Origin of the sequence: Rhizomicrobium sp. (assembly GCA_037200385.1) — a bacterium.
In the GTDB taxonomy this organism is placed as follows: Bacteria; Pseudomonadota; Alphaproteobacteria; order Micropepsales; family Micropepsaceae; genus Rhizomicrobium.
Window position 1 is genome coordinate 2,450,405 of the sequence record JBBCGL010000001.1, and the last position, 22,468, is coordinate 2,472,872.

At 65.8% G+C, this 22,468-nt stretch carries 17 protein-coding genes; 10 read left to right on the forward strand and 7 right to left on the reverse strand.

Features of this window, described 5'->3' with window-relative positions:
• The first annotated feature begins 544 nt into the window (after positions 1 to 544).
• The 5 genes from WDM91_11710 (at position 545) to WDM91_11730 (ending at position 5,985) form a co-directional block, all read left to right on the forward strand.
• The gene (locus tag WDM91_11710; protein ID MEI9995252.1) at positions 545 to 1,777 is read left to right on the forward strand and encodes a thiamine pyrophosphate-dependent enzyme; all 1,233 of its coding nucleotides are present in this window, start codon (positions 545 to 547) and stop codon (positions 1,775 to 1,777) included.
• Between the two features lie 3 nt (positions 1,778 to 1,780).
• Positions 1,781 to 2,794 carry an alpha-ketoacid dehydrogenase subunit beta gene (locus tag WDM91_11715; protein MEI9995253.1) on the forward strand — a complete coding sequence of 338 codons (1,014 nt, stop codon included), beginning with the start codon at positions 1,781 to 1,783 and terminating at the stop codon, positions 2,792 to 2,794.
• A 1-nt stretch (position 2,795) separates the two neighbouring features.
• Entirely contained in the window at positions 2,796 to 4,076 is a 1,281-nt protein-coding gene (locus WDM91_11720) for a dihydrolipoamide acetyltransferase family protein (protein MEI9995254.1), read from the forward strand.
• 3 nt (positions 4,077 to 4,079) lie between these two features.
• On the forward strand, positions 4,080 to 5,471 hold the full coding sequence (gene lpdA, locus WDM91_11725) for a dihydrolipoyl dehydrogenase (protein MEI9995255.1): 1,392 nt from the start codon (positions 4,080 to 4,082) through the stop codon (positions 5,469 to 5,471).
• An 88-nt stretch (positions 5,472 to 5,559) separates the two neighbouring features.
• Complete coding sequence (locus WDM91_11730; GenBank protein ID MEI9995256.1) at positions 5,560 to 5,985, forward strand: OsmC family protein; 426 nt, start codon at positions 5,560 to 5,562, stop codon at positions 5,983 to 5,985.
• A gap of 3 nt (positions 5,986 to 5,988) precedes the next feature.
• On the opposite strand, the gene WDM91_11735 is transcribed toward WDM91_11730, so the two are convergent.
• Genes WDM91_11735 through WDM91_11745 form a run of 3 tightly spaced genes read right to left on the reverse strand, consistent with a single transcriptional unit; the run spans position 5,989 to position 10,020 of the window.
• Entirely contained in the window at positions 5,989 to 7,356 is a 1,368-nt protein-coding gene (locus tag WDM91_11735; protein ID MEI9995257.1) for a cytochrome c, read from the reverse strand.
• On the reverse strand, positions 7,353 to 9,536 hold the full coding sequence (locus WDM91_11740; GenBank protein ID MEI9995258.1) for a molybdopterin cofactor-binding domain-containing protein: 2,184 nt from the start codon (positions 9,534 to 9,536) through the stop codon (positions 7,353 to 7,355). Before WDM91_11740 ends, WDM91_11735 begins: the two co-directional genes overlap by 4 nt.
• A 13-nt stretch (positions 9,537 to 9,549) precedes the next feature.
• Positions 9,550 to 10,020, reverse strand: coding sequence for a (2Fe-2S)-binding protein (locus WDM91_11745; GenBank protein MEI9995259.1), 471 nt, complete (start codon positions 10,018 to 10,020; stop codon positions 9,550 to 9,552).
• Positions 10,021 to 10,242: 222 nt separating this feature from the next.
• Between WDM91_11745 and WDM91_11750 the strand changes: the two genes are divergently transcribed.
• From WDM91_11750 to WDM91_11770, 5 genes are all read left to right on the forward strand, one after another.
• Positions 10,243 to 10,944, forward strand: coding sequence for an ABC transporter ATP-binding protein (locus WDM91_11750; protein MEI9995260.1), 702 nt, complete (start codon positions 10,243 to 10,245; stop codon positions 10,942 to 10,944).
• Positions 10,941 to 12,344, forward strand: coding sequence for an FtsX-like permease family protein (locus WDM91_11755; protein ID MEI9995261.1), 1,404 nt, complete (start codon positions 10,941 to 10,943; stop codon positions 12,342 to 12,344). Before WDM91_11750 ends, WDM91_11755 begins: the two co-directional genes overlap by 4 nt.
• Entirely contained in the window at positions 12,337 to 13,107 is a 771-nt protein-coding gene (locus tag WDM91_11760; protein MEI9995262.1) for an outer membrane lipoprotein-sorting protein, read from the forward strand. The genes WDM91_11755 and WDM91_11760 overlap by 8 nt, the downstream gene beginning before the upstream one ends.
• On the forward strand, positions 13,104 to 14,495 hold the full coding sequence (locus tag WDM91_11765; GenBank protein MEI9995263.1) for a hypothetical protein: 1,392 nt from the start codon (positions 13,104 to 13,106) through the stop codon (positions 14,493 to 14,495). The genes WDM91_11760 and WDM91_11765 overlap by 4 nt, the downstream gene beginning before the upstream one ends.
• Before the next feature lie 89 nt (positions 14,496 to 14,584).
• Positions 14,585 to 16,090 (forward strand): tryptophan halogenase family protein, encoded by a 1,506-nt coding sequence (locus WDM91_11770; protein MEI9995264.1) that lies wholly within the window; start codon positions 14,585 to 14,587, stop codon positions 16,088 to 16,090.
• A 3-nt stretch (positions 16,091 to 16,093) separates the two neighbouring features.
• On the opposite strand, the gene WDM91_11775 is transcribed toward WDM91_11770, so the two are convergent.
• The 4 genes from WDM91_11775 to WDM91_11790 form a co-directional block, all read right to left on the reverse strand.
• Positions 16,094 to 17,107 carry a cupin-like domain-containing protein gene (locus WDM91_11775; GenBank protein ID MEI9995265.1) on the reverse strand — a complete coding sequence of 338 codons (1,014 nt, stop codon included), beginning with the start codon at positions 17,105 to 17,107 and terminating at the stop codon, positions 16,094 to 16,096.
• A 16-nt stretch (positions 17,108 to 17,123) separates the two neighbouring features.
• Positions 17,124 to 17,846, reverse strand: coding sequence for a SapC family protein (locus WDM91_11780; GenBank protein ID MEI9995266.1), 723 nt, complete (start codon positions 17,844 to 17,846; stop codon positions 17,124 to 17,126).
• Positions 17,847 to 17,866: 20 nt separating this feature from the next.
• Complete coding sequence (locus tag WDM91_11785; protein MEI9995267.1) at positions 17,867 to 19,414, reverse strand: tryptophan halogenase family protein; 1,548 nt, start codon at positions 19,412 to 19,414, stop codon at positions 17,867 to 17,869.
• A 95-nt stretch (positions 19,415 to 19,509) separates the two neighbouring features.
• The gene (locus tag WDM91_11790; GenBank protein ID MEI9995268.1) at positions 19,510 to 22,422 is read right to left on the reverse strand and encodes a TonB-dependent receptor; all 2,913 of its coding nucleotides are present in this window, start codon (positions 22,420 to 22,422) and stop codon (positions 19,510 to 19,512) included.
• Positions 22,423 to 22,468 lie beyond the last annotated feature (46 nt).

Below are 22,468 nucleotides of genomic sequence, written 5' to 3' on the forward strand. Positions count from 1 at the left end.
CGCCGCGTTCAAGGCGGAATTCCCAACTTGGTCGCTGCACTCCGGTGCAGCGGCCTATTTCTTCACAGAGGTTCAATGGCTTTCGGCGGCCGGAGCCCGGTTCGGCGCCCCTTCTCTATCGCCGCTTCCCGGAGGACGCAGGCCGGCGTCGCACATCGGATACCCGCCGCGGCCTCGACAGGGACATCACAGCGTCGCGTCGTGGCTGCGCCTCGGCGTGACCTGCGCGGGCGCCATCTGCGCCCGCTGGCGTTGCATGCACTTTGCGCGTCTCGGAAGCCCGCGCGGAAAGCGCGCCGCCTAAGATCGGCAAATCATGCACCGGGGCCAAATCACGGTCCGCAACGGGCTTCCTGTTTTTTCCCAGCGGCCCCCCGTCGCCGGCCATTCCCTGTCGCAGGCGAGGTCATTCCGCATCGTTTGTTGCGCGGAAAAGGACGTGTTGCGGCCCGGTCTGAGACACGACATAGGAATCGGCGCCGACGGGAAATGGAGCGTGCCCGAGGCGGTGCCTATCGCCCAGACGCCTCAATTCGGAGACCCCATGAAGAACAGAGCCCGTCTCTCCCTTCGTGTGCCGGCACCGCCGGCACGTCCCGGCGACGCGCCCGATTTCAGCGGCCTCAAGCTCGCCGGCGCCGGCGAGGCGCGCCGCCCCGACATCGCCGTCCACGCGCAGGACGTCACCGATCTGGCCTATACGCTCATCCGCGTGCTCGACGACAAGGGGCAGGCCCTGGGACCGTGGGACCCGAAGCTGGACGCCGATACGTTGCGCCGCGCCCTGCGCCACATGCTTGTCACGCGGGCCTATGACGACCGCATGTATCGGGCACAGCGCCAAGGCAAGACGTCGTTCTATATGAAGTGCACCGGCGAAGAGGCCGTGGCCATCGCCGCCGCCTATGCGATGGACCGCGAGGACATGTGCTTCCCCTCCTACCGGCAGCAGGGCCTGCTCATCGCCCGCGGCTATCCGCTGGTCCAGATGATGAACCAGGTCTATTCCAACGCCGCCGACCCGCTGAAGGGCCGCCAGCTGCCGATCATGTATTCGAGCAAGGAATTCGGCTTCTTCACCATCTCCGGCAATCTCGGCACGCAGTTTCCCCAGGCCGTCGGCTGGGCGATGGCCTCGGCCTATCAGGGCGGCGACCGCATCGCCGCGAGCTGGATCGGCGACGGCACCACCGCCGAGGGCGATTTCCACCACGCCCTCAACTTCGCCAGCGTCTATCGCGCCCCGGTCATCCTCAACGTCGTCAACAACCAGTGGGCGATATCGAGCTTCGCGGGCATCGCGGGCGGCAACGAATCCACCTTCGCCTCGCGTGGCATTGGCTATGGCCTGCCGGCGCTGCGAGTGGACGGCAACGACTTCCTCGCCGTCTATGCCGCAACGCAATGGGCGGCGGAGCGTGCCCGCGCCAATCTGGGCGCGACGTTGATCGAGCACGTCACTTATCGCGCCGAAGGCCATTCGACCAGCGACGATCCCTCCCGCTACCGCCCCTCCGACGAGGCCAAGCTGTGGCCGCTGGGCGATCCGATCGAGCGGCTGAAGCACCATCTGGTCGCGCGCGGCGAATGGAGCGAGGAACAGCAGCAGGAAGCGCACCGCGAGGCGGTGGAGCAGGTCAAGGACGCGAACCGCCAGGCCGAGGCGATCGGCACGCTCGGCCATGGCGAAGCGCCCAGCCTGAAGACCATGTTCGAGGACGTCTTCAAGGACATGCCCGAGCATCTGCGCCGTCAGCGCCAGCAGATGGGAGTCTGAGCCATGCCCGCGATGAACATGATCCAGGCGCTCAATTCCGCGCTCGACGTGATGCTGGGGCGCGATCCCAACGTGCTGACCTTCGGCGAGGATGTCGGCTATTTCGGCGGCGTCTTCCGGGTCACCGACGGCCTGCAGAAGAAGCACGGCCTGACCCGCTGCTTCGACACGCCCATCGGCGAGGCGGGCATCGTGGCGGTGGCCATCGGCATGGGCGCCTATGGCCTTAGGCCGGTGGTCGAGATCCAGTTCGCGGACTACATCTATCCCGCCTATGACCAGCTCGTGTCGGAGGCGGCGCGGCTGCGCTACCGCTCGGCGGGCGATTTCACCGCGCCGATGGTGGTGCGCACGCCCTATGGCGGCGGCATCTATGGCGGCCAGACCCACAGCCAGAGTCCCGAGGCGCTGTTCACCCATGTCGCGGGCCTCAAGACCGTGATCCCCTCGACGCCCTATGATGCCAAAGGCCTGCTGATCTCCGCCATCGAGGACGACGATCCGGTGATCTTCCTGGAGCCCAAGCGCATCTATAACGGCCCGTTCGACGGCTACAGCGACCGCCCTGTCTCGCCATGGAATAAGCATCCGGCCAGCGAGGTGCCGGAGGAGCATTACCGGGTGCCGCTGGGCAAGGCGGCGGTGCTGCGTGAAGGCGCCGACGTCACCGTCCTCGCCTATGGCACGATGGTGCACGTTTCCCTGGCCGCCGTTGCGGAAGCGGGGATCGACGCGGAGGTGATCGACCTGCGCACCCTGGTGCCGCTCGACCTCGAGACCATCGTCACGTCCGTGAAGAAGACCGGGCGCTGCGTGATCGTGCACGAGGCGACGCACACCAGCGGCTATGGCGCCGAGCTGTCGGCGCTGGTGCAGGAGAACTGCTTCCATCATCTCGAAGCGCCGATCGACCGGGTCACCGGCTGGGACACGCCCTATCCGCACGCCTTCGAATGGCAGTACTTTCCGGGACCGGCGCGCGTGATCGAGGCGCTCAAGCGCACGATGGAGGCTTGATATGGGACGGTTCGTGTTCAAGCTTCCCGATGTCGGCGAAGGCACCGCGGAAGCGGAGATCGTCGCCTGGCATGTGAAGGTCGGCGACATGATCCACGAAGACCAGAACATGGTCGACGTGATGACCGACAAGGCGACGGTGGAGATGACCTCGCCGGTGACCGGCAAGGTCCTCGCCCTGCATGGCGAGCCGGGCCAGATGGCGCCGGTCGGATCGCCGCTGGTCGAGCTCGAAGTCGAAGGCGCCGGCAATGCCAAGGCGGACGCTGCGCCGGCCGTGCCGAAACCGGCGCCGGCCAAACCCGCCGCCACGCCCAAAGCCGAAGCGCCGCCGAAGAAGGAAGCGCCGCCACCGTCTGCGCCGCCTGCGCCCGTGGCCGCCCGCCCCGCCCTGCGTCCCGAAGGCGAAAAGCCGCTTGCCTCGCCCGCCGTGCGCCAGCGCGCCCATGATCGCGGCATCGAATTGCAATTCGTCCCCGGCACCGGCCCGGCCGGGCGCATCACCCAGGAAGACCTCGACAGCTTCATCGCCTCGGACGGCCGCAATGCGCGGAGCACCGGCGGGACGGCCTATGCGCAACGCGAAGGCGTCGAGGAGATCAAGGTCATCGGCCTGCGCCGCCGCATCGCCGAGAGCATGCAGAACGCCAAGCGCCGCATCCCGCACTTCGCCTATGTCGAGGAGATCGACATGACGGAGCTCGAAGACCTGCGCCTGCATCTCAACGCGACCAAGCGCGCCGAGCAGCCCAAGCTGAACGTACTGCCTTTCCTGATGCGGGCGCTGGTGAAGACGCTGCCGCAATATCCGCAGATCAACGCCCGCTTCGACGATGAGGCCGGCGTGGTGCACCGCCATGCCGCGGTCCATATCGGCATCGCCACACAGACCGCCAACGGCCTGATCGTCCCGGTCGTCAAACATGCCGAGGCGCGCGACATCTGGGATTCGGCGCTGGAAGTGTCGCGGGTCGCCGCCGCGGCACGCGACAACAAGGCGGGCAAGGACGATCTGTCCGGCTCGACCATCACCATCACCAGCCTGGGGGCGCTGGGCGGCGTCGCGACCACGCCGGTCATCAACTATCCGGAAGTGGCGATCATCGGCCCCAATGCGATCATCGAGCGGCCCGTCGTCCGCGCCGGCCAGATCGTGGTGCGCAAGATGATGAACCTGTCCTCCTCCTTCGACCACCGCGTGGTCGACGGCTATGACGCCGCCGCCTTCATCCAGAAGATCAAGGCACTGCTGGAGCATCCCGCCACGCTGTTCATGGATTGAACGATGTCCGAACACATCACCACCAAGGTCCTCATCATCGGCGGCGGCCCGGGCGGCTATGTCGCGGGCATCCGCGCCGGCCAGCTCGGCCTCGACACCGTGCTGGTGGAAGCGGCGCGGCTGGGCGGCACCTGCCTCAACATTGGCTGCATCCCCTCCAAGGCCATGATTCACGTCGCGGGAGAATTCGAAGCGATGGCGCATGCGGCGAAGACGCCGCTCAACGGCATCTCGCTGGCGGCCGCGCCGCAGATCGACTTCGCGAAGACCGTGGCATGGAAGGACGGCGTGGTGCGCCGCCTGAACACCGGCGTCGCGGCGCTGCTCAAGCGCGCCAAGGTGCGCGTGGTGGAGGGCTGGGCGCAGTTCTCCGACGCCAAGACCTGCACGGTGAAGACCAAGGACGATGAGGTCACGATCACGGCCGAACACGTCATCCTCGCCAACGGCTCGCAGCCGATTGAGCTGCCGTTCCTCAAGTTCGGCGGCAAGGTGATCTCCTCCACCGAGGCACTGTCGCTGCCCGTGCTGCCGAAGCGGTTGGCCGTGGTCGGCGCCGGTTATATCGGCCTGGAGCTTGGCATCGCCTTCCGCAAGCTCGGTTGCGAAGTGACGGTGGTCGAGGCACTGGACCGCATCCTGCCGCTCTACGACGCACAGCTCGTGGCGCCGGTCGCCAAATGGCTGGAGAAGAACGGCGTCACCCTGCATCTGGGCGCCAAGGCGAAGGGCCTGGGCGAGACCGGCCTCGCCGCCGAGCTGAAGGACGGCAGCGTGGTCGACATCGCGGCCGATAACATCCTCGTCACCGTGGGCCGCAAGCCCGCGACCGAAGGCTGGGGCCTGGAGAATATGGCGATCGACATGGAAGGCCGCTTCGTGAAGGTCGACGACCAGTGCCGCACCTCCATGAAGAACGTCTGGGCGGTGGGCGACCTCGTCGGCGAGCCGATGCTGGAGCATAAGGCCGCCAAGCAAGGCGAGATGGTCGCCGAGATCATCGCCGGCCATAAACGGCGCTTCGATCCCGTCACCGTGCCCGCCGTCTGCTTCACCGAGCCCGAGATCGTCAGCGCCGGGATGAGCCCGCACGAAGCCGGCGAGGACGTCGTCACCGCGATCTTCCCCTTCATGGCGAACGGCCGCGCCTTGTCGATGGATGCCGGCGACGCCGGCGGCTTCGTGCGCATCCTGGCACGCAAATCCGATCACCGCGTGCTGGGCATCCAGGCGGTCGGCGCCCATGTCAGCGAGCTGTCGAACGAATTCTCCCTCGCCCTCGAAATGGGCGCGGTGCTGGAAGATGTCGCGGGCACCATCCACGTCCATCCTACGCTGGGCGAAGCGTTCCACGAAGCCGCCCTGCGCGCGCTCGGCCACGCCATCCACATCTGAGCCATCTGGAAGCGCACTGCCGGACATCCGCGTGGCGCGAGAGATGGGAATGTGCTGTGCTGCGCCTGCCTTTTTCCAGGAGAACATGATGAAACGCAAAGGTTCCGCCGAATGGAACGGCGATCTACGGACCGGTAAGGGCACGATCTCGACGGAGAGCGGCGCGCTGGACAAGCTGCCCTACGGCTTCAACACCCGCTTCGGCGATGTGAAGGGGACGAATCCCGAGGAATTGGTCGGCGCAGCCCATGCCTCCTGCTTCTCGATGGCGTTGTCCAGCGAGCTGGGCAAGGCCGGGATCGTCGACGCGAAGATCGCGACCACCGCGACCGTCGAACTCAAGCAGGTGGACGGCGCCTTCGCGATCACCGCCTCGCATCTCGATGTTTCGGTCGAAGCCAAGGGCGCCGACCGCGCGGTGCTCGAAACCGCCGCCGCCACCGCGAAGGCGAATTGCCCGGTCTCGAAGCTGCTCAAGGCCGAGGTCACGATGACCGCGACCTATGCGGTCTGAGACCTAACCCGCCTGCTTGCGCAGCCTGGCGACGTCCTTCGCGGTGAGAGCCGAAGGCTTGGCGCCGAAGCGCGCCGTGACGTAGTTGCTCACCGCGGCGACCTCGGCGTCGGAGAACACGCTGCCGAAAGCGGGCATGAAGACCTTGCCGTCGCGCGTCTTCATGGAGAAGCCGGCGATCACGACCTGCGCAACATTGGTCGCGGTCGGATCGTTCACAGCGCGTACGCCCGTAAGCGTCGCGGTGTGGGTGAGCGCGCTGACGCCGGTCCAGTCATGGCAGCTCATGCAGGCGCCGGCGAACAGCGCCTTGCCCCGCGGATCGTCGCTGGCGGCGACGCCTTCGCGGTGCGAGGCGGGTGCGGGCGTCGTCCTGGGTGCCGGCAAGTTGCGCGAGGCGACCGGCGGCACGGTCTGCAGATAGGCGACGATGGCGGCGATGTCGCCCTGCGTCAGATATTTGAAGCTGTTGTCCACCGCCTCGCCCATCGGGCCGGCGGCCGAGCCGCGCCCGTCGGCGTGGCCGAGGGTCAGGTAGTCCGCAAGCTCCGCCGCGCGCCACGCACCGACGCCCGCAGCCTTGTCGCCGGTGATGTTGTAGGCGCGCCAGCCGGACTGGATCTCGCCCGCGAATTTGCGCCGGTTGTCCAGGGCAAAGGCGAGATTGCGCGGCGTGTGGCACTCGCCGCAATGCGCCATGTTCTCGGCGAGATAGGCGCCGCGGTTCCATTGCGCGCTGCGTGCGGTGTTCGGTTCGAAACGCCTGTCGGGATTGAAGAAGGTACCCCAGAAGCCGACCAGCCAACGCTGGTCGAAGGGGAAGGCGAGTGCGTTGGGCCGTACCGCGTTGTGCACAGGCTTGAGGCTGAAGAGATAGGCCTTGATCGCCAGCGCATCGGCATCGGTCATGCCGGTGTAGGACGCGTAGGGCATGGCGGGATAGAGAGATCTGCCCTCGTCGTCGATGCCTTTGTGGATCGCGTTCAGGAAGGCGGCGTCGCTCCAGCCGCCGATGCCGGTGCTCTTGTCGGGCGTGATATTGGCCGAATAGATCGTGCCGAAGGGCAGCACGAAAGCGAGGCCGCCGGCATAGGGCGTGCCGCCTTTCGCGGTGTGGCAGGCGCGGCAATCCGCGGCGCGCGCGAGATATTCGCCGCGCCGGACGAGGCCGGCCTGCGCCAGCTCGGGCGGCACGCCGGTGGGATCGGCGCCATGATAGTCCGCGAGCACGACGGTGCGGCCGCCGGCGAAATCGAGCGGGCCCGGCCCGAGCACGATCCACCAGAAGGCGATGGCGCCCAGCACGACAAGCGCCGCGACGCCGACGATGGCGTAGCGCCAGGCGGCGCCTAAGCGATTGAACCAGGTCATGCCGGCTTCCTCCCCGCCAGGACGTCGCGATCGATCGGCAAACGCCGAAGCGCGATGCCGGTCGCTGCGTAGATCGCATTGCGCACGGACGGCGGACCGGCGGTGGTGCCGGTTTCGCCGATGCCGCCGGGCGCCTCGCCGCTCTTGATGACGTGAATGTCGATGGCCGGCGCCTGGTCGATCCGCAACATGCGGTAATCGTTGAAATTGCTCTGCCGGACCCGGCCGTTCTCGATCGTGATCTCGCCGTAGAGCGCCGCCGTGATGCCGAAGATCAGGCCGCCCTGAAGCTGCGCCACGATGGTGTCGGGATTGACCGCGATGCCGGTGTCCACGGCGCTGGTGACGCGGCGCACCCGCACTTCGCCGTTCGCGTCGACCTCCACCTCCGCGATGGTGGCGATGAAGCTGGCGAAGGAGACCTGGGCGGCGATGCCGCGGCCGACGCGCGGCGGCAGCGGCGTGCCCCAATGGGCCTTCTGCGCCGCGAGTTGCAGCGCTGCCTTCAGCCGCGGCGTCTGGCCGAGCATGCCGAGGCGGAAATCCAGGGGGTCCTTACCCGCCTTCTTCGCGAGCTCGTCCATGAAGCTTTCGACGGCGAAGACGTTGTTGTTGGGGCCGACGCCGCGCCAGAAGCCCGTGGGCACGCCCGGCGGCTCCTCCCGCACGAATTCGACGCGCAGGTTGGGGATCGCATAGGGGATGTCGATCGCGCTGTCGACCGCGTCGAAGTCGCCGAGCGCGGCATAAGCAGGGGGCAGCCAGCGTGCCACCACCGCCGAACCGGTGATGCGGTGGTGCCAGCCGTCGATCTTGCCGTCCTTCAGCGTCGCTTCGAGCCGGTCGTAATAGGACGGGCGATACAGGTCGTGCTGGATGTCCTCTTCGCGCGACCACACGACCTTGACCGGGCCGTCGACCTTTTGCGCGATGCGCACCGCCTTCTCGACGCCGTCGACCTCCAGCCGGCGACCGAAGCCGCCGCCCAGCAGCTGATTGTGGACGATCACCTTACCGAGGGGTAGGCCCGTGATCTTGGCCGCCGCCGACTGGGCGCGGGCGCAGACCTGGGTGCCGGTCCACACCTCGCAGGAATCCGGCTTCACCAGGACCGTGCAATTGATCGGCTCCATCGGCGCATGGGCGAGGAAGGGCAGTTCGAAGCGCGCCGCGATCCGCTCGCCGTCCTCCAGCGCCTTGGCGGCGTCGCCCGCCTTCTTGGCGACGACGCCGGTGCGATCGCTGGCGGATTTGAGACGGCTCCAGACCAGCGCGCTGTCGACATGGGCGTTGGGACCGTCGTCCCAGGTGATGTCGAGCGCATCGAGACCCTGTTTCGCGGCCCAGTAGTGATCGCCGACCACCGCGACGAGATCGTCGAGCACGACGACCTGGCGCACGCCCGACAGGATCTTCGCGGCGCGGTCGTCGACATGCTTCACCCTGCCGCCGAAGGTCGGCGAGGCGGCAAGGGTGGCGAATTTCACGCCGGGTGGCATCATGTCGATGCCGTAGAGCGCCTTGCCATTGACCTTGTCCGGCGTATCGAGCCGTTTCAGCGGCCTGCCGATCAGCTTGAAGTGTTTGGGGTCCTTCAGCGGCGGGTCGGCGGGCGCCTTGAGCTTCGCCGCCGCGTCGGCGAGCCGGCCATAGGTGAGCTTGCGGCCGGTCGCGGCGTGCAGGACGGTGTTGCGGTCGGTCGTGCAGTTCGCGGGATCGACTTTCCACTGCGCGGCTGCGGCCTGGACCAGCACGGCGCGCGCCGCGGCGCCGGCCTTGCGCAGCGGCAGCCAGAAGGCGCGGATCGAATTGGAATTGCCGGTTGCCTGCAGCTGGAACACCGGATTGCCGTAAAGCGCATCGCTGGGCGGCGCGTGCTCGAGCACGATGCTGTCCATCGCCAGATCGAGCTCTTCGGCGATGATCATGGAGATCGAGGTGTAGACCCCCTGCCCCATCTCGACCTGCGGCATGACCAGCGTGACCTTGCCGTCGCGCGGGATGCGGATGAAGGCGTTGGGGGCGAAGGGACCGGGCTCCGCCGGGAGGCCGAAAGCGGTATTCGCTGCCTGGGCGAGGGGCATGTGGAAGCCAAGCACTAGGCCGCCACCCGCCGCCGCCCCAAGGAAGGTGCGGCGCGACAGCTTCTTGGCTCGTCCCGGAACAGCGTGGACCGTCATGAGCGCATTCCCCTCAAACCTGTTCGGCGGCGGCCTTCTTGATCGCGGCGCGGATGCGGACATAGGTCCCGCAGCGGCAGATGTTGCCGGCCATCGCAGCGTCGATATCGGCATCGTCGGGATGTGGCGTCGACGCCAGCAGTGCCGCGGCCGACATGATTTGGCCCGACTGGCAATAGCCGCACTGGACGACTTCGAGGTCGAGCCACGCCTTCTGTGCCCTGGCGCCGGCCGGCGTCGCGCCGATCCCTTCTATTGTCGTGACCGTCTTGTTGCCGACCGAACCGACCGCCAGCATGCAGGAACGCACCGCTTTGCCGTCCAGATGCACCGTGCAGGCGCCGCACTGGGCGATGCCGCAGCCGAACTTGGTGCCGGTCATGCCGAGGACGTCGCGAAGGACCCAGAGCAAGGGCGTGTCGGGGGACGCGTCGACCGAATGACTTTCGCCATTAATCCGCAATGCGATCACGGCCAACCCCATCGTTTCAGACTCGCCGCAGTCTAGCGCCTTTCACGCCGTGGCGTATGGGATAATTCCATCGCTAGGACGATCCTGCTGCAATCGCCGCAACACCACTTCGGGATCGTGGTCTTGGGCGTGCCGTGATATCCGATCTATCGATATCGCGAATGCATCTTATTCAGTTTCGACAATTCCACGCGGGCTTTATGTACGAGCGAGAGGACGCCGGCGGACCCCACGATGATCGAGCCTGCCCAATCCACCGTGCGGCTGAGCAATGTCGCCAAGACCTATCGCAGCGGCAGGACCGAGGTGCCCGCGCTGAAGGGCATTTCGCTGCGCATCGCACCGCAGCGCTTCACCATCCTGGTCGGGCCGTCGGGCAGTGGCAAGACCACCCTGCTCAACCTGATCGGCTGTATCGACGTGCCGACGGCCGGCACGGTCGAGATCGCCGGCCAGGACGTCGGCAAGCTTGCGGACAATGCGCTGTCCGATTTCCGCGCCCGCAATGTCAGCTTCATTTTCCAGGGCTTCAGTCTCATCCCGGTCCTGACGGCCTATGAGAACGTCGAATATCCGCTCCTGCTGACCGGCGTGCCGGCGGCCGCGCGCCGCGACAGGACGTTCGCGATGCTCGAGGCCGTCGGGCTGACGGCGCAGCGCGGCCAGCGGCCCAACGCGCTGAGCGGCGGCCAGAAGCAGCGTGTCGCCATCGCCCGCGCACTCGTCAAGCATCCCAGGATCGTACTGGCCGACGAGCCGACGGCCAATCTCGATTCCCAGACCGGTGCCGGCATCATCGCGCTGATGCGGCGGATGCAGCGCGAGCAGCACACGACCTTCATCTTCTCCACCCATGACGCGCAGCTCATCGGCCATGCCGACGACATCTTCACGATCCGCGACGGCATGCTGTCGGTGCAGGGGCCACGGCCATGATGTTCAAGATCGCCTTTCGCAACATCTTCCGCAACGCGCGGCGCTCGATGATGACCTTGCTCGCAATCGCGCTGGGTGCCGCGGCGATGCTGGTGTTCGGCGCCTATGCGCAATACGACCTTTATGTCCTGCAAACCGCGACGGTCGAGCGCACCGGCCATCTGCAGGTCTATCGCAAGGGCTTTGCCGATTTCGGCACCGGCAATCCGGCGATCTGGGGCATGGACGACTACCGCGCCGTCCTCAAGCTGATCGAGTCCGATCCCCGGCTCGCGGCGCTGACGGCCGTCGTGACGCCGGTCCAGTTCCTGACCGGGATCGCGGGCAATCCGCTGAACGACGAGTCCAAAACCTTCTTCGCCGCGGGCTTCATTCCGTCCGACCGGGCGCGCCTGCAGCAATGGGATGACTACGGCGCGCGCGACGACGCCATTTCCAACGAAGGTCTTGCGGATGGCGATCCGCAGCTCGGCGTCATCGGCTATGGTCTGGCCCGCATCCTCGGCCTTTGCCGCAGGCTGCATCTCGCGGATTGTCCCACGCCGCCGAGGTCGGCGCCGACCCATGGGAGCGCCGCCGAACTGGGCGCGCTTCCCGCGCAGGACTTCACGTCGCTGATCCAGGGCGACGCGCCTGCGCACAACGCGCCGCCGGCGGTGCCGACGATCAACCTGTTGTCATCGACCGCCGGCGGCGCCCCCAACATCGTCTCCCTCAAGCTGCAGCATGTCGAAAAGCAGGGGGCGCGCGAGATGGACGACAACTACATCGTGATGCATCTCGCCCAGGCCCAGCACCTCGTCTACGGCCGCGGCGAGCAGAAGATCTCCGCGATCATCCTGCAGCTGCATCACACCGCGGATATCGCAGCCGCGCGCGCGAGGCTGGAGGCGCTGATCCGCGAGCATCACCTCAATCTCGAGACGCGCGACTTCTTCGAGATCAACGGCTTTTACGGCCAGACCGAGGGCTTCTTCCGCGCCGTCTTCTCCTTCATCGCGGTGATCATGGGGATCGTCGTGCTCTTCACCGTGTCCAATGCCATGGGGATGAGCGTGGTCGAACGGACCGACGAGATCGGGACGACGCGGGCGCTGGGCGTCCGCCGCAGCCGTATCCGGCGGCAATTCCTGCTGGAAGGCGCCCTGCTGGGCCTTATCGGCGCGACGGCCGGCGTGCTCCTCGCTTTTGCCGTAACCCATCTCGTCAACAAATCCGGCCTGACATGGTTGCCGCCGGGGGATGCCCATCCGATTCCCCTCAAGCTCTACCTCGCGGGCGCGACCTCGATGATCGCAGCCGTCTGGGCGGTGCTGGTCGCCGTCGCCACGGTCGCAGCCCTTCTTCCCGCCAACCGCGCGGCGCGCCTGCCGATCGTCGACGCGCTGCGCCATGTTTGAGGGCCTGCAGAGAATCCTGCTGACGCTGATGCTGCTCGCGGGCACCGCGCAGGCCGAGAGCGCGCAAGACATCGTCATGGGCGCCGACGCGGTGCGCAATCCGGCCAAGCCGTTCCGCCTGACCGTCACCAATATCGAGTACACGTCGGGAAAGCCGACGGATCGAAACGTCTTCAGCGTCTATTCCAAGCTCGATCCCGAGACGCACCAGTTTCGCGACCTGGTGATCTATGTCGACCCGCCCCGCGATGCCGGCAAGATGGTCCTGTTTCGCGGCAACGTGCTGTGGTTCTACGATCCCGCCTCCAAGGACAGCATCCGTATCCCGCCGCAGCAGACCCTGACCGGCCAAGCGTCGGCCGGCGACATCCTGACCGAGAATCTCGCCGCCAACTACACGGCGGCGCTGGCCGGCGACGAGACCATCGACGACGCCGGGCGCCAGAGACGCGATTGCTGGCATCTGGACCTCAAGGCAGCGAATGACGGCGCCACCTACAATCGCGTCGAATACTGGGTGGAGAGAAGCTCGCACTTCCCCATAAAGGCGAAATTCTACTCCGATAGCGGCCGGCTGCTGAAAATTCTCTACTACCGGAATTTCACGATGAGCCTGGACCGTGTGCGCCCGACCCAGGCAGTCATCATCGACGCGGTGGACAGCACGCTGGTCACGACGGTCGATTTCGCCGAGCCGCATTATCAGGATATTCCCGATTCCTGGTTCCAGCGCGATTATCTTCCGCATGTGAAGGCACCGTGAGATCGCGAGCCGTCGGCGCGGTGGTTTGCGCGAGCCTTCTCGCCTGCGCCTCGCCCGCGACGGCCGGCGACGACGGCGATCTCGACCGCATCCCGCCCGCGGCACGCCTGGTCGCCCCGACAGACGCGGAGCCCGGCGCGCTGCGGTCGCTGTATCTGCAGGACGATCTCGCGACCTATTCCGACCGCTCGGCCCTGGCCGTGCCCTTGCCGCCCTCCGCCGCGCCGTCCTGGGAGGAACGCCTTTTCCTCGACGCACGGATCGACTGGAAATTGTCCGATAGGGTGAGCGTCATCTACAGCGGCCGGCTGAACTTCCGCGCGGAGGACACGCTATCGTTCCCCAGTCACGAGAGCGTCCGCCATGATTTTCGCGAAGGCTATCTCGCCTGGCAGATCGCGGAGGGCGATTTCATCGAACTGGGGCGCATAAATCTGAAGAGCGGCGTGGCCCTCGGCTTCAATCCGACCGATGTCTTCAAGACGCGCGCGGTCGTCGAGCCCCTGACGGCCGATCCTTCGGTGCTGCGCGAAGACCGGCTTGGCACCGTCATGCTGCTCGGACAGCATGTCTGGAACGATGCGACGCTGACCGTCGCGCTGGCGCCGAAACTGCGGGATGCGAGCCCGGTCTACCGGAACGACAATCTGCCCAGCTTCGATCCGATGTTCGACCGCACGAACGCGCAGACACGAATCTTGGTCAAGGCGAGCGCGACGCTGTTCGCCGATGTCAGCCCGGAATTCCTCTACTACCGCGAGGCCGGTTCCAGCCGCTTCGGCCTCAACCTGACGCGCGTCTTCGGGCGATCGCTTGTCGGCTACGTCGAATGGGCCGGCGGCAACCGCGCAAGCCTCGTCCACGACGCGCTGGCGTTCGGCAGCGCCACGGCCGCGCTTCCGGCCGCGGCGATCATCCCGCAGAGCGCCGCACATCCGTTCCAAAACGACCTGGCGATCGGTGCGTCCTATGCGACGCCGGACGAGATGACCTTCAATCTCGAATATCACTATCATCAGGCCGGCTTCTCCGATGCCGATTGGCACAATTGGTTCGCAGCGGGGACTGCTGGAAGCGCGGCGGAGCGGGGTGCGCTGTGGTTCATACGCTCCTATGCCGGCGAGCAGCAGGAGCCGCTGGCGCGCGGCGGCGTGTTCTTCCGGGCGGCGTGGCAGGACGCGTTCGTGCGCGATCTGGCGCTGAGCGGCTTCGTCCAGGCGGATACGCGCGACGGCTCGGGCATCGCGCAGATCGGCGCGGACTACTACGCGTCGCGGAGCTGGACGCTGGGCGGGCTGGTGGACGTGACGTTCGGCACCCGCCGTTCCGACTTCGGCAGCCTGCCGGAGGCAGCGAACGCACTGGTGAAGGTGTCACGGTACTTTTGACGGCCGGCCGGATGCGCTCGGCATTCGAGCGCATCGCTTTTCCGACTGCGCGGTTTCTGCGACACTGGCGGTTGGAGCGGAGGGTCTCCTTGTCCGACAGCCGCATTCGGAGCATCGCGATCGTCGGCGGCGGGACCGCCGGATGGATGGCGGCCGCCAGCCTGGCGAAATTCGTCGCGCGGATGCATTGCCGGATCGAATTGATTGAGTCGGAGCAGATCGGAACGGTCGGGGTGGGCGAGGCGACCATTCCGCCGATCATGGACTTCATCCGCGTGCTCGGGATCGATGAGAACGAGCTGATCCGCCAGACCAAGGCGACGTTCAAGCTCGGAATCCAGTTCCAGGACTGGACGCGGCTCGGGCACACCTATTTCCATCCCTTCGGCCAAACCGGCTTTGAGTTGGAGGGCGTTCCCTTCGCCGGCTACTGGCAGAAGATGCGCAGGCAGGGCGGGGCCGCCCGGCTCGAGGAATACTCGCTCCAGGCGGCAGCCGCGGCCGCAGGCAAATTCATGCGGCCGGTTCGGGCACCGGGGACGCCACTGGAATCGATCACCTATGCCCTGCATTTCGATGCCTCGCTGTTCGCGCGCTATCTGCGTGGCTATGCCGAGGCGCGGGGCGTCGTGCGGACCGAGGGTAAGGTGAGCGGCGTGAATATGCGGGCCGAGGACGGATTCATCGAATCCATCGCGCTCGAGGACGGCCGGACAGTCGCCGCCGACCTCTTCATCGACTGCTCGGGATTTCGCGGCCTCCTGATCGAGGAGGCGCTACACAGCGGCTATGACGATTGGAGCAGATGGCTGCCCTGCAACCGCGCGCTCGCCGTGCCTTGCGTGCGGAACGGACCGCTGTCGTCCTACACCGCTGCGACGGCGCGCGATGCGGGATGGCAATGGCGCATTCCGCTGCAGCATCGGGTCGGCAACGGTTATGTCTATTGCAGCGAATTCCTCGACGATGTGCGGGCGCGCGAAACGCTCTTGTCGAATCTCGAGAGCCCGGCCTTGGCCGAGCCGCTGCAACTGCGCTTCACGACCGGCCGGCGGCGGAAATCCTGGAACAAGAATTGCGTCGCGCTCGGCCTGGCGGCGGGCTTCCTGGAGCCGCTCGAATCCACGAGCATCCATCTCATCCAGCGCGGCATCGCCGTGCTCCTCAAGATGTTTCCCGACCGCAATTTCGAGCCCGCCGACATCGATCGCTACAACAGCATCTTCGCCTTCGAATATGAGCGGATCCGCGATCTGCTCCTGCTCCATTACACAACCAACGAACGCGAGGACACGCCGTTCTGGCGCCACTGCCGGGCGATCCCGCATCCCGATAGCCTGGCGGAGCGGATCGCGCTCTTCCGCGGTTATGGCCGCATCCTGCGCGAGGATAACGAGCTCTTCCCGGTGCAAAGCTGGCTCTACATCCTGACCGGACAGGGCATCGTGCCGCGCCGCCACGAGCCGATGGCCGATGCGCTCGATCCGGTCCTGGTGCAGCGAAACCTCGACGACATCCGCAGCGTGATCGCACGTTGCGCCGATGTCATGCCGGCGCATGAGGATTTCATCCGGCAGAACTGCCGGTCGGAATAGCGCTTACACGTTCCGCAGCAGATGCATGATGCGGGCGCGGATCCGGCCGTAATTGTCCGGCTTGAGCGGGCCCAGGAGGCCGTGCAGCTCCGGCGGCAGATGCGCCAGGGGATGGCCGTCGCTGCGAAAGACATAGTGATCGAAAAACGCCTTCCAGGCCTGGCGTTCGGCCGGCGGCCGCTCGCTGATGGCGATCATGGCGAGCAGCAGGCTGGTATAGGGCGCGTCCGGTCCGGCGCTGAAAGCGTCCCACCAATAGTTGACGAGCCCGTTGAACGGCGCCGTCGCTTCCACCTTGTGCCACCACAGCTTGGGCAGATAGAGCGCGTCGCCCGCCGCGAGCTCCGCGGTCAGCGCCTGGTCCTCGATCTCGCGAAAGAGGGGAAATCCGGCGTCGCCGGGGGAAGACGATGCGGCCAGGCTGACGGGCTGGCCCGCCATCGTGTTGTCGATCGGGCCGACATACAGCTTGCCGATCGTCTCGGGCGGAAACAGCGTGAAGCGGCGCAAGCCGGCTATGACGCAGGCGAGATTGTCGAAGGCGTCGTAATGCGCCGAAACGTTCGAGGCATGCCCCAGCCAGATGCGCGGTCCGGCCGACGATGGCACGAGCGGCATCGCGTTCCGGGTGGCGAAGCCTGGAAGAAGGTTTTCGGTCGGAACGGAGCCCATATAGAGAGACGGCGAGCCCGGATCGTCGAGACCCGATAGGATCGTGGAGAGCGCGTCCGAAAAGCGCATCCTTTTCCGCTCGAAATTGAACCGTCTGAGGTCGTCGCTGTAAAAGTATTTGCCGGCGATGGCGGCGGGACCGACGAAGGCCTCCACCTCCCCAGCGCCGCCGAAGGTCCGCAGATACTCCCCGAGCACCAATGGCGACCGTGCCGCAGCCGCGACGACCGGCCAGTCGCCCACCAGCCCGCGGAGGACGACCGGCCTGCAGGGTTCGACGATCTCGCGCCGGAAGACCTGGGCGTCGGGTATCTCCCTGCCGGCGATTTCCCCGAGCCCCGTCATCGCGCCTTCCTGCCAATCAGAGACGCGCGAGTCCGAGACTTTCGCTTTGCGCCAGAATCCGCCGGTTCTTCTTCTGCGCCAGCACCGGAACCTGCTTCAGGGAGGCTATCATCAGATAGATGAGGTGGAGATAGCCGCGCCGGAACAGCTCCAGCACATCGGCGTCGGGCAGGCCGCGCAGCGCATCCTGGGAAATCGTGTAGAGGCCGACCACGTCGCGCTTGGTACCATCGTCGAATCCCACCTTGATATTGACCGGCTCGATGAGCTTCAGCGTCATCAGCGTGTCGATGAAGATCTTGGTGCGTTCCAGGCCGTCACGCAGCTCCCGCATCGCGGCCTTGATGCTCTCCAGATAGGCCGTCGGCTCCCCCGCGGGCGTGAACAGCGCCTCGCCGGCCTCGCCGTCCATGCGCGGGCTGTCGAGATCGACCGCCAGCTCGTTGCCGGCAGTGTAGAATGGTCCCCGCTGGAGGTTGAGAGGACGGTAGGCGCTCTGCGGCCTCCCCTCTTCCAGAAAAAGATTCTCCCCTTCGTCGAAACCCAGCATAGCGCCGCAATAGAACGCGCCGGTGTCGGCGTCCTTTGCGAAGAAGACGGGATAGTGAATGGCGAGCAGCGGGAATTCGTTCGCGATGACCTGGACAAAGCGCCGGTCGTCGCCGAAACGGGCCGAGGCGCCGGCCTGGACGCGCAGCGTGCGATGCAGTTGGCTGTTGAGGATGACGACGTTGGTCACGTTGCTCGAGGCGCTCCGCTTCAGATCGGCTGCAGGCCGTGATCGAAGATCTTCTGCAGCAGATCGCGATTCTTGGGAAGCTTGGCGCGGAGCTGCCTTGTCAGCGTCGCGTTCTCGCTGATCAGCCGCGCCGCCATCGATTGCGTTCCCTCATTATCCTCTGGCTCAACCTCGGTCCGGAAGCCCATGCCGTAGAGCACATATTGATAGCTCGCCGCAGGGAACACCTCCTCCAGGCGGTCGAATTCGTCGAAGAACCAAGGCGACCGGTACTTCCACAAATGCAGCAAGTTCTTCAGCCGGTCGGGGACGCTCGCCGGATCGACATTGTCGATCCAGAATCGGCTGTCCGTCCGCTTCGTGAGGACGTAGTGCAGCTTGAGGAAGTCGATGATGCGGCCCCAGCGATAGCCCGTGACCTCGTTGAACCGCGCCGCGACGATGTCCATGACCTCGCGATTGGCCGGCATCTGCTCGCTGATCAGCTTCGCCGACAGTTCGACAAGGACGATGGCGGAGGCCTCCAGCGGCTCCAGGAATCCCGCGGCAAGGCCCACCGCCACGCAGTTGTTCTTCCAGAAGAGCTCGCGATGCCCGGAACGAATCGGAATCTTGCGGACCGACAGCTCCTTGATACGGGGCCCGACATAGCGCGCCAGCTCTTCGTGCGCCGCGTCTTCGCTGCTGTGGCGGCTGGAATAGACATAGCCGGTGCCGCGACGCGTCGGCAGCCCGATATCCCAAATCCAGCCGGCCGATTGCGCGGTGGAGATCGTGTGGGACGCGATCGGATCGCTCGCGCGCTCATACGGGACCTGCACGGCGAGCGCGGTGTCGCAGAACAGGACGTCGCTGCAGTCCTTGAAGCCAACGCCCAGCGTCTTGCCCAGCAGCAGAGCCGAGAAGCCGCTGCAATCGACGAACAAATCGCCCGGAATCTCGCCCGCCTGCTTGGTGCGGATACTTGCGATATCGCCGTTCTCCGCCTGGATCACGGATTCGACGTCGGCGAGGACGTGCCGCACGCCGAGCTTCTGCGTGCAATGCTTCTGTAGGAACGGCGCGAACTTGCCGGCGTCGAGATGGTACGCATAGTTGGCGACCGCCTGGTATTCCGGCGTGGTGATCATCTTGGGCGCCAGCCCGTCGTCGCAAAGCGCGCCCTGCGGACACACCGCGTCGCAGAAGGTCCGGTCGCCGCCACCGCCGCCCAGCCAGTGCGGCGCGAGATTGAGCTGTGTGAAGCCCTGCGGCAGCATCAAGGGATGATAGTAGGCGTCGTCCGCCGCGCCCGTGGTCCAGCGGGCGAACTTGGCGCCCTGCTTGAAGGCGGAATCGCATTCGCGGAAGAAATCCGTCTCCGATACGCCAATCTTTTCCAGCGTCGCGCGCATGGTGGGCCACGTGCCCTCGCCGACGCCGATGATGCCGATGCTCGGCGACTCGACCAGCGTCACCGTGAAGCCGGTCTTCATCCGCCCCTGATGGCGCGCCGCGATGACGCCGGCGGTCAACCAGCCCGCCGTGCCGCCGCCGACGATGACGATGTTATGGATCGGCCGCACCATGCTCAGCACAAGCCCGGTTTCGAAGACGCCTCAAGCATCGTATCGCAAAAAAAGGGGGACCGCCAAGCAGTCTTGGCGGTCCCGAGTCGGGGGGATCAAAGCTTCCAATGCACGCCGAGCCGGAACGAGCGGCCGTAGTCGACCGCATCGAGGAGCTGTTCCTTGAAGCGGCCATGCGTGCTGTAGGTCGCATCGTTCAAATTGAGCGCTTCGAAGAAGACGTTCACGTTCTCGGTGATGTCGTAGCTCGTGCTGAAATCGACCTGGATCGTCGAGTTCACGAAGGTTGGCTCGATTCCGAACTTCGAGCCGTTCTGGAGCTGGCCGAAATGGTCCAGATAGCTCGCGCGCCAATTGGCAGCGACGCGCGCCTGGAAGCCGTCCTTGTCGTAGAAGCCGACGAGGTTCGCCGAGTTCGCGAGGCCCGTGACGGCGAAGCCGCTGACCGACAGATCGTTCGGATTGTACGGCTTGTTCGTGCCGACGAGCGTGGCGTTCGCCTGGAAACCCCAGCCGCTGTCGTCGAACACGTGCTGAAGAGCGAGCTCCAAGCCGTAGACCTTTGCCGACGGACCGTTGACGGGCGCGGTCAGGGTGTAAGACACGTCGGCACCCGTCGTCGGATCGGTGACGCCGGCGAACGTCTCCTGCGTCGAGCCGTTGACGATGAAGTTGTCCACGTACTTGGTGAAGCCGTCGATCGCCACATACGAGTTCGGCGCGTAATAATACTCCGCACTGATGTCGATGTTGTCCGACGTATAGGGCATCAGGTCGGGGTTTCCGCTGGTCGCCGCCACGTCGCCGACGCGCGACGCCGTGACGGACGGGACCGGCGTGAGATCGGCCAGAGGCGGTTTCGTCAGCGTCCGCGACGCATCCAGCCGCAACTGCAGATCGTCCGTCACCTGCAGCGCCAGGTCGAGGTTGGGCAGCAGATGCGTATACCGGTTGGTTCCGGTCTGCAGCGTCGCGGGGAAGTAATTGATGTTGAACGCCGTGTGATCGCCCGACTGGACGGTAAACGTCTGCGGCAGCTGGCCCAGGCCGGAGGAATTGACCGACGTCGTCTCCTCGCGGGCGCCGAGATTGATCTTCAGCGGCATGCCGCCGAGACTGGTCTGCATCGCGAGCGTCACATAAGCAGCCAGGGTCTCTTCGTAGATCTTCCGGTAGCTTCCCGGGCTGAGGACGATCCGATAGACGCCGTCGAAGGGCGGCGAGCAGCAGGTCGTATTGGCGCCCGGAATGACCGTCGTCTGCGGGTTGCCGAGGCTCTGCAGATAGCTTTGCACGGCGAGCGGATTGAATTGCAGGATCTGCGCCGGCAGATTGCCGTTGTTGCCGAACCCGTTGATGAAGCCGGAGGTGCTGAAGCTCTGCGTGAACAGGCCTTGCGGCAGCGTGACGCCGCGGCCGGGGCCGATATTGCCCGACGCGGGGCCATAGCCCGAATAAGCCTGCCAATCGTTGTTGGCGAAGTCGTCGTATTCCGACAGGCTTTCGCGATCCGAGACATAGGAAACGCCGAACCTGAGCTGAAGATGCTGCTCGGTCCAGGCGCCTTCCAGCCTCGCCTGGCCGACCTGATCGTAGTTGCGCGTGCTGCCGATCGGCAGGACGTGCGACCCGATGATGCCGGCACCGAGGAAGTCGGCCGTATTGCCGTTGGGACCGATGCTGGTCGGATAGGGAAGCTTGTTGATGCCGACGCCGGCGATTCCGACATCGGTGCCGAACAGGCCGCCCGCGCCTGATGGGCCATAGCCCACATCGGCGTCGATATAGGTGAGCTGGCCGCCGGGATTCAGCCAGGATTCGGCGAAGTCGGCGTCGAACGTCGCGCTCAGCTTGTCGTTGACGGTCCATTTGGCATTGAAGCCGGTCTCATTGTTCTGGATGACCGACGCGTTGATCTGGCCCTGGAAGTCGGTCGGCGTACCCGGCTGGTTGAAGCTGACAAGGGTGCCGTCGGAATTCGCCACGATGTCCTGCAGGCTGCCCTGGTTGAACCAGACGCTGTAGCCGTATTGGTTCTGCTTGAGATTGTCGCGCGAGTAGTTGTCGTTGAGCGTAAATTCGAGGGCGTCGACGGGGCGCCATTGCAGGACGAGACGGCCGTTCTCGCGGACCTCGTTCGTGTGCTCTTGATAGACGCCGTAGTCCTGGATTGCCCAGCCGTTCACGCTGGGCGTCGTCGAGGCGCCGGGCGCGGCACCGGCGAATTGCGAAGGCGCGAATGTCGAGCCTTCCCAACCCTGGATGTTGACGTGGTTGGAGCGTGTCCGGTTGTCGGTATAGGCGAAATCCACCAACACGCCGATGGTATCGTTCGCGAATGTGTCGCTGAACAGCACGTCGCCGCTCGGCGCGGGTTGTCCGCTCTCGGGCGAATAGGAACCGGAGAACGATCCGACCAGTTTGAGACCGGGGCTGTCGAACGGTTTGGGAAATTTGATATTGACCGTCGCGCCGATCGCGCCGGCGGAGAGCGAAGAGTCCGGCGATTTGAGAATATCGATCTCGCTCACGAAATCGGCGCTGACCGCGCTGAAATCGAAGCCGCGGCTGCCGATGGCGGTCGAAACCTGGCGGCCGTCGTAAAGCGTCTCGTTGAATGTCGGGCCAAAACCACGAACGGTGATCTCAGTCGCGGCGCCGGTCGAGGTCGGCGCGCCGGTGCTTCCCAGCGAACTGACGCCGCGGCTGACCGAGACGCCGGGAATGCGCTGCATGGCGGCGGCAAGATCGGAATCGGGAAATTTGCCGAGGTCTTCGGCGGAGATCGCGTCCAACAGGCCGTCGGCGTCGCGCTTGATGTCGAGGTTGTGCTGCAGCGAGCCGCGCAGGCCGGTGACGACGACCGTTTCGACGGTGCCGTCCGCAGCTTCCTGCGCCGCCGCAGGAACGGACATCAGGGCCGCAAGGCAGGCTCCCCCAAGGAGGGCCGAACGCAACAATTCCGCCGCCCGCATGCCGGCCAGCGATTCCCGTCGCAGAGTGCTCATGGTTTCCCTCCTCTTATCCGCCGATCGCACAGGTTGCGCGTTCACG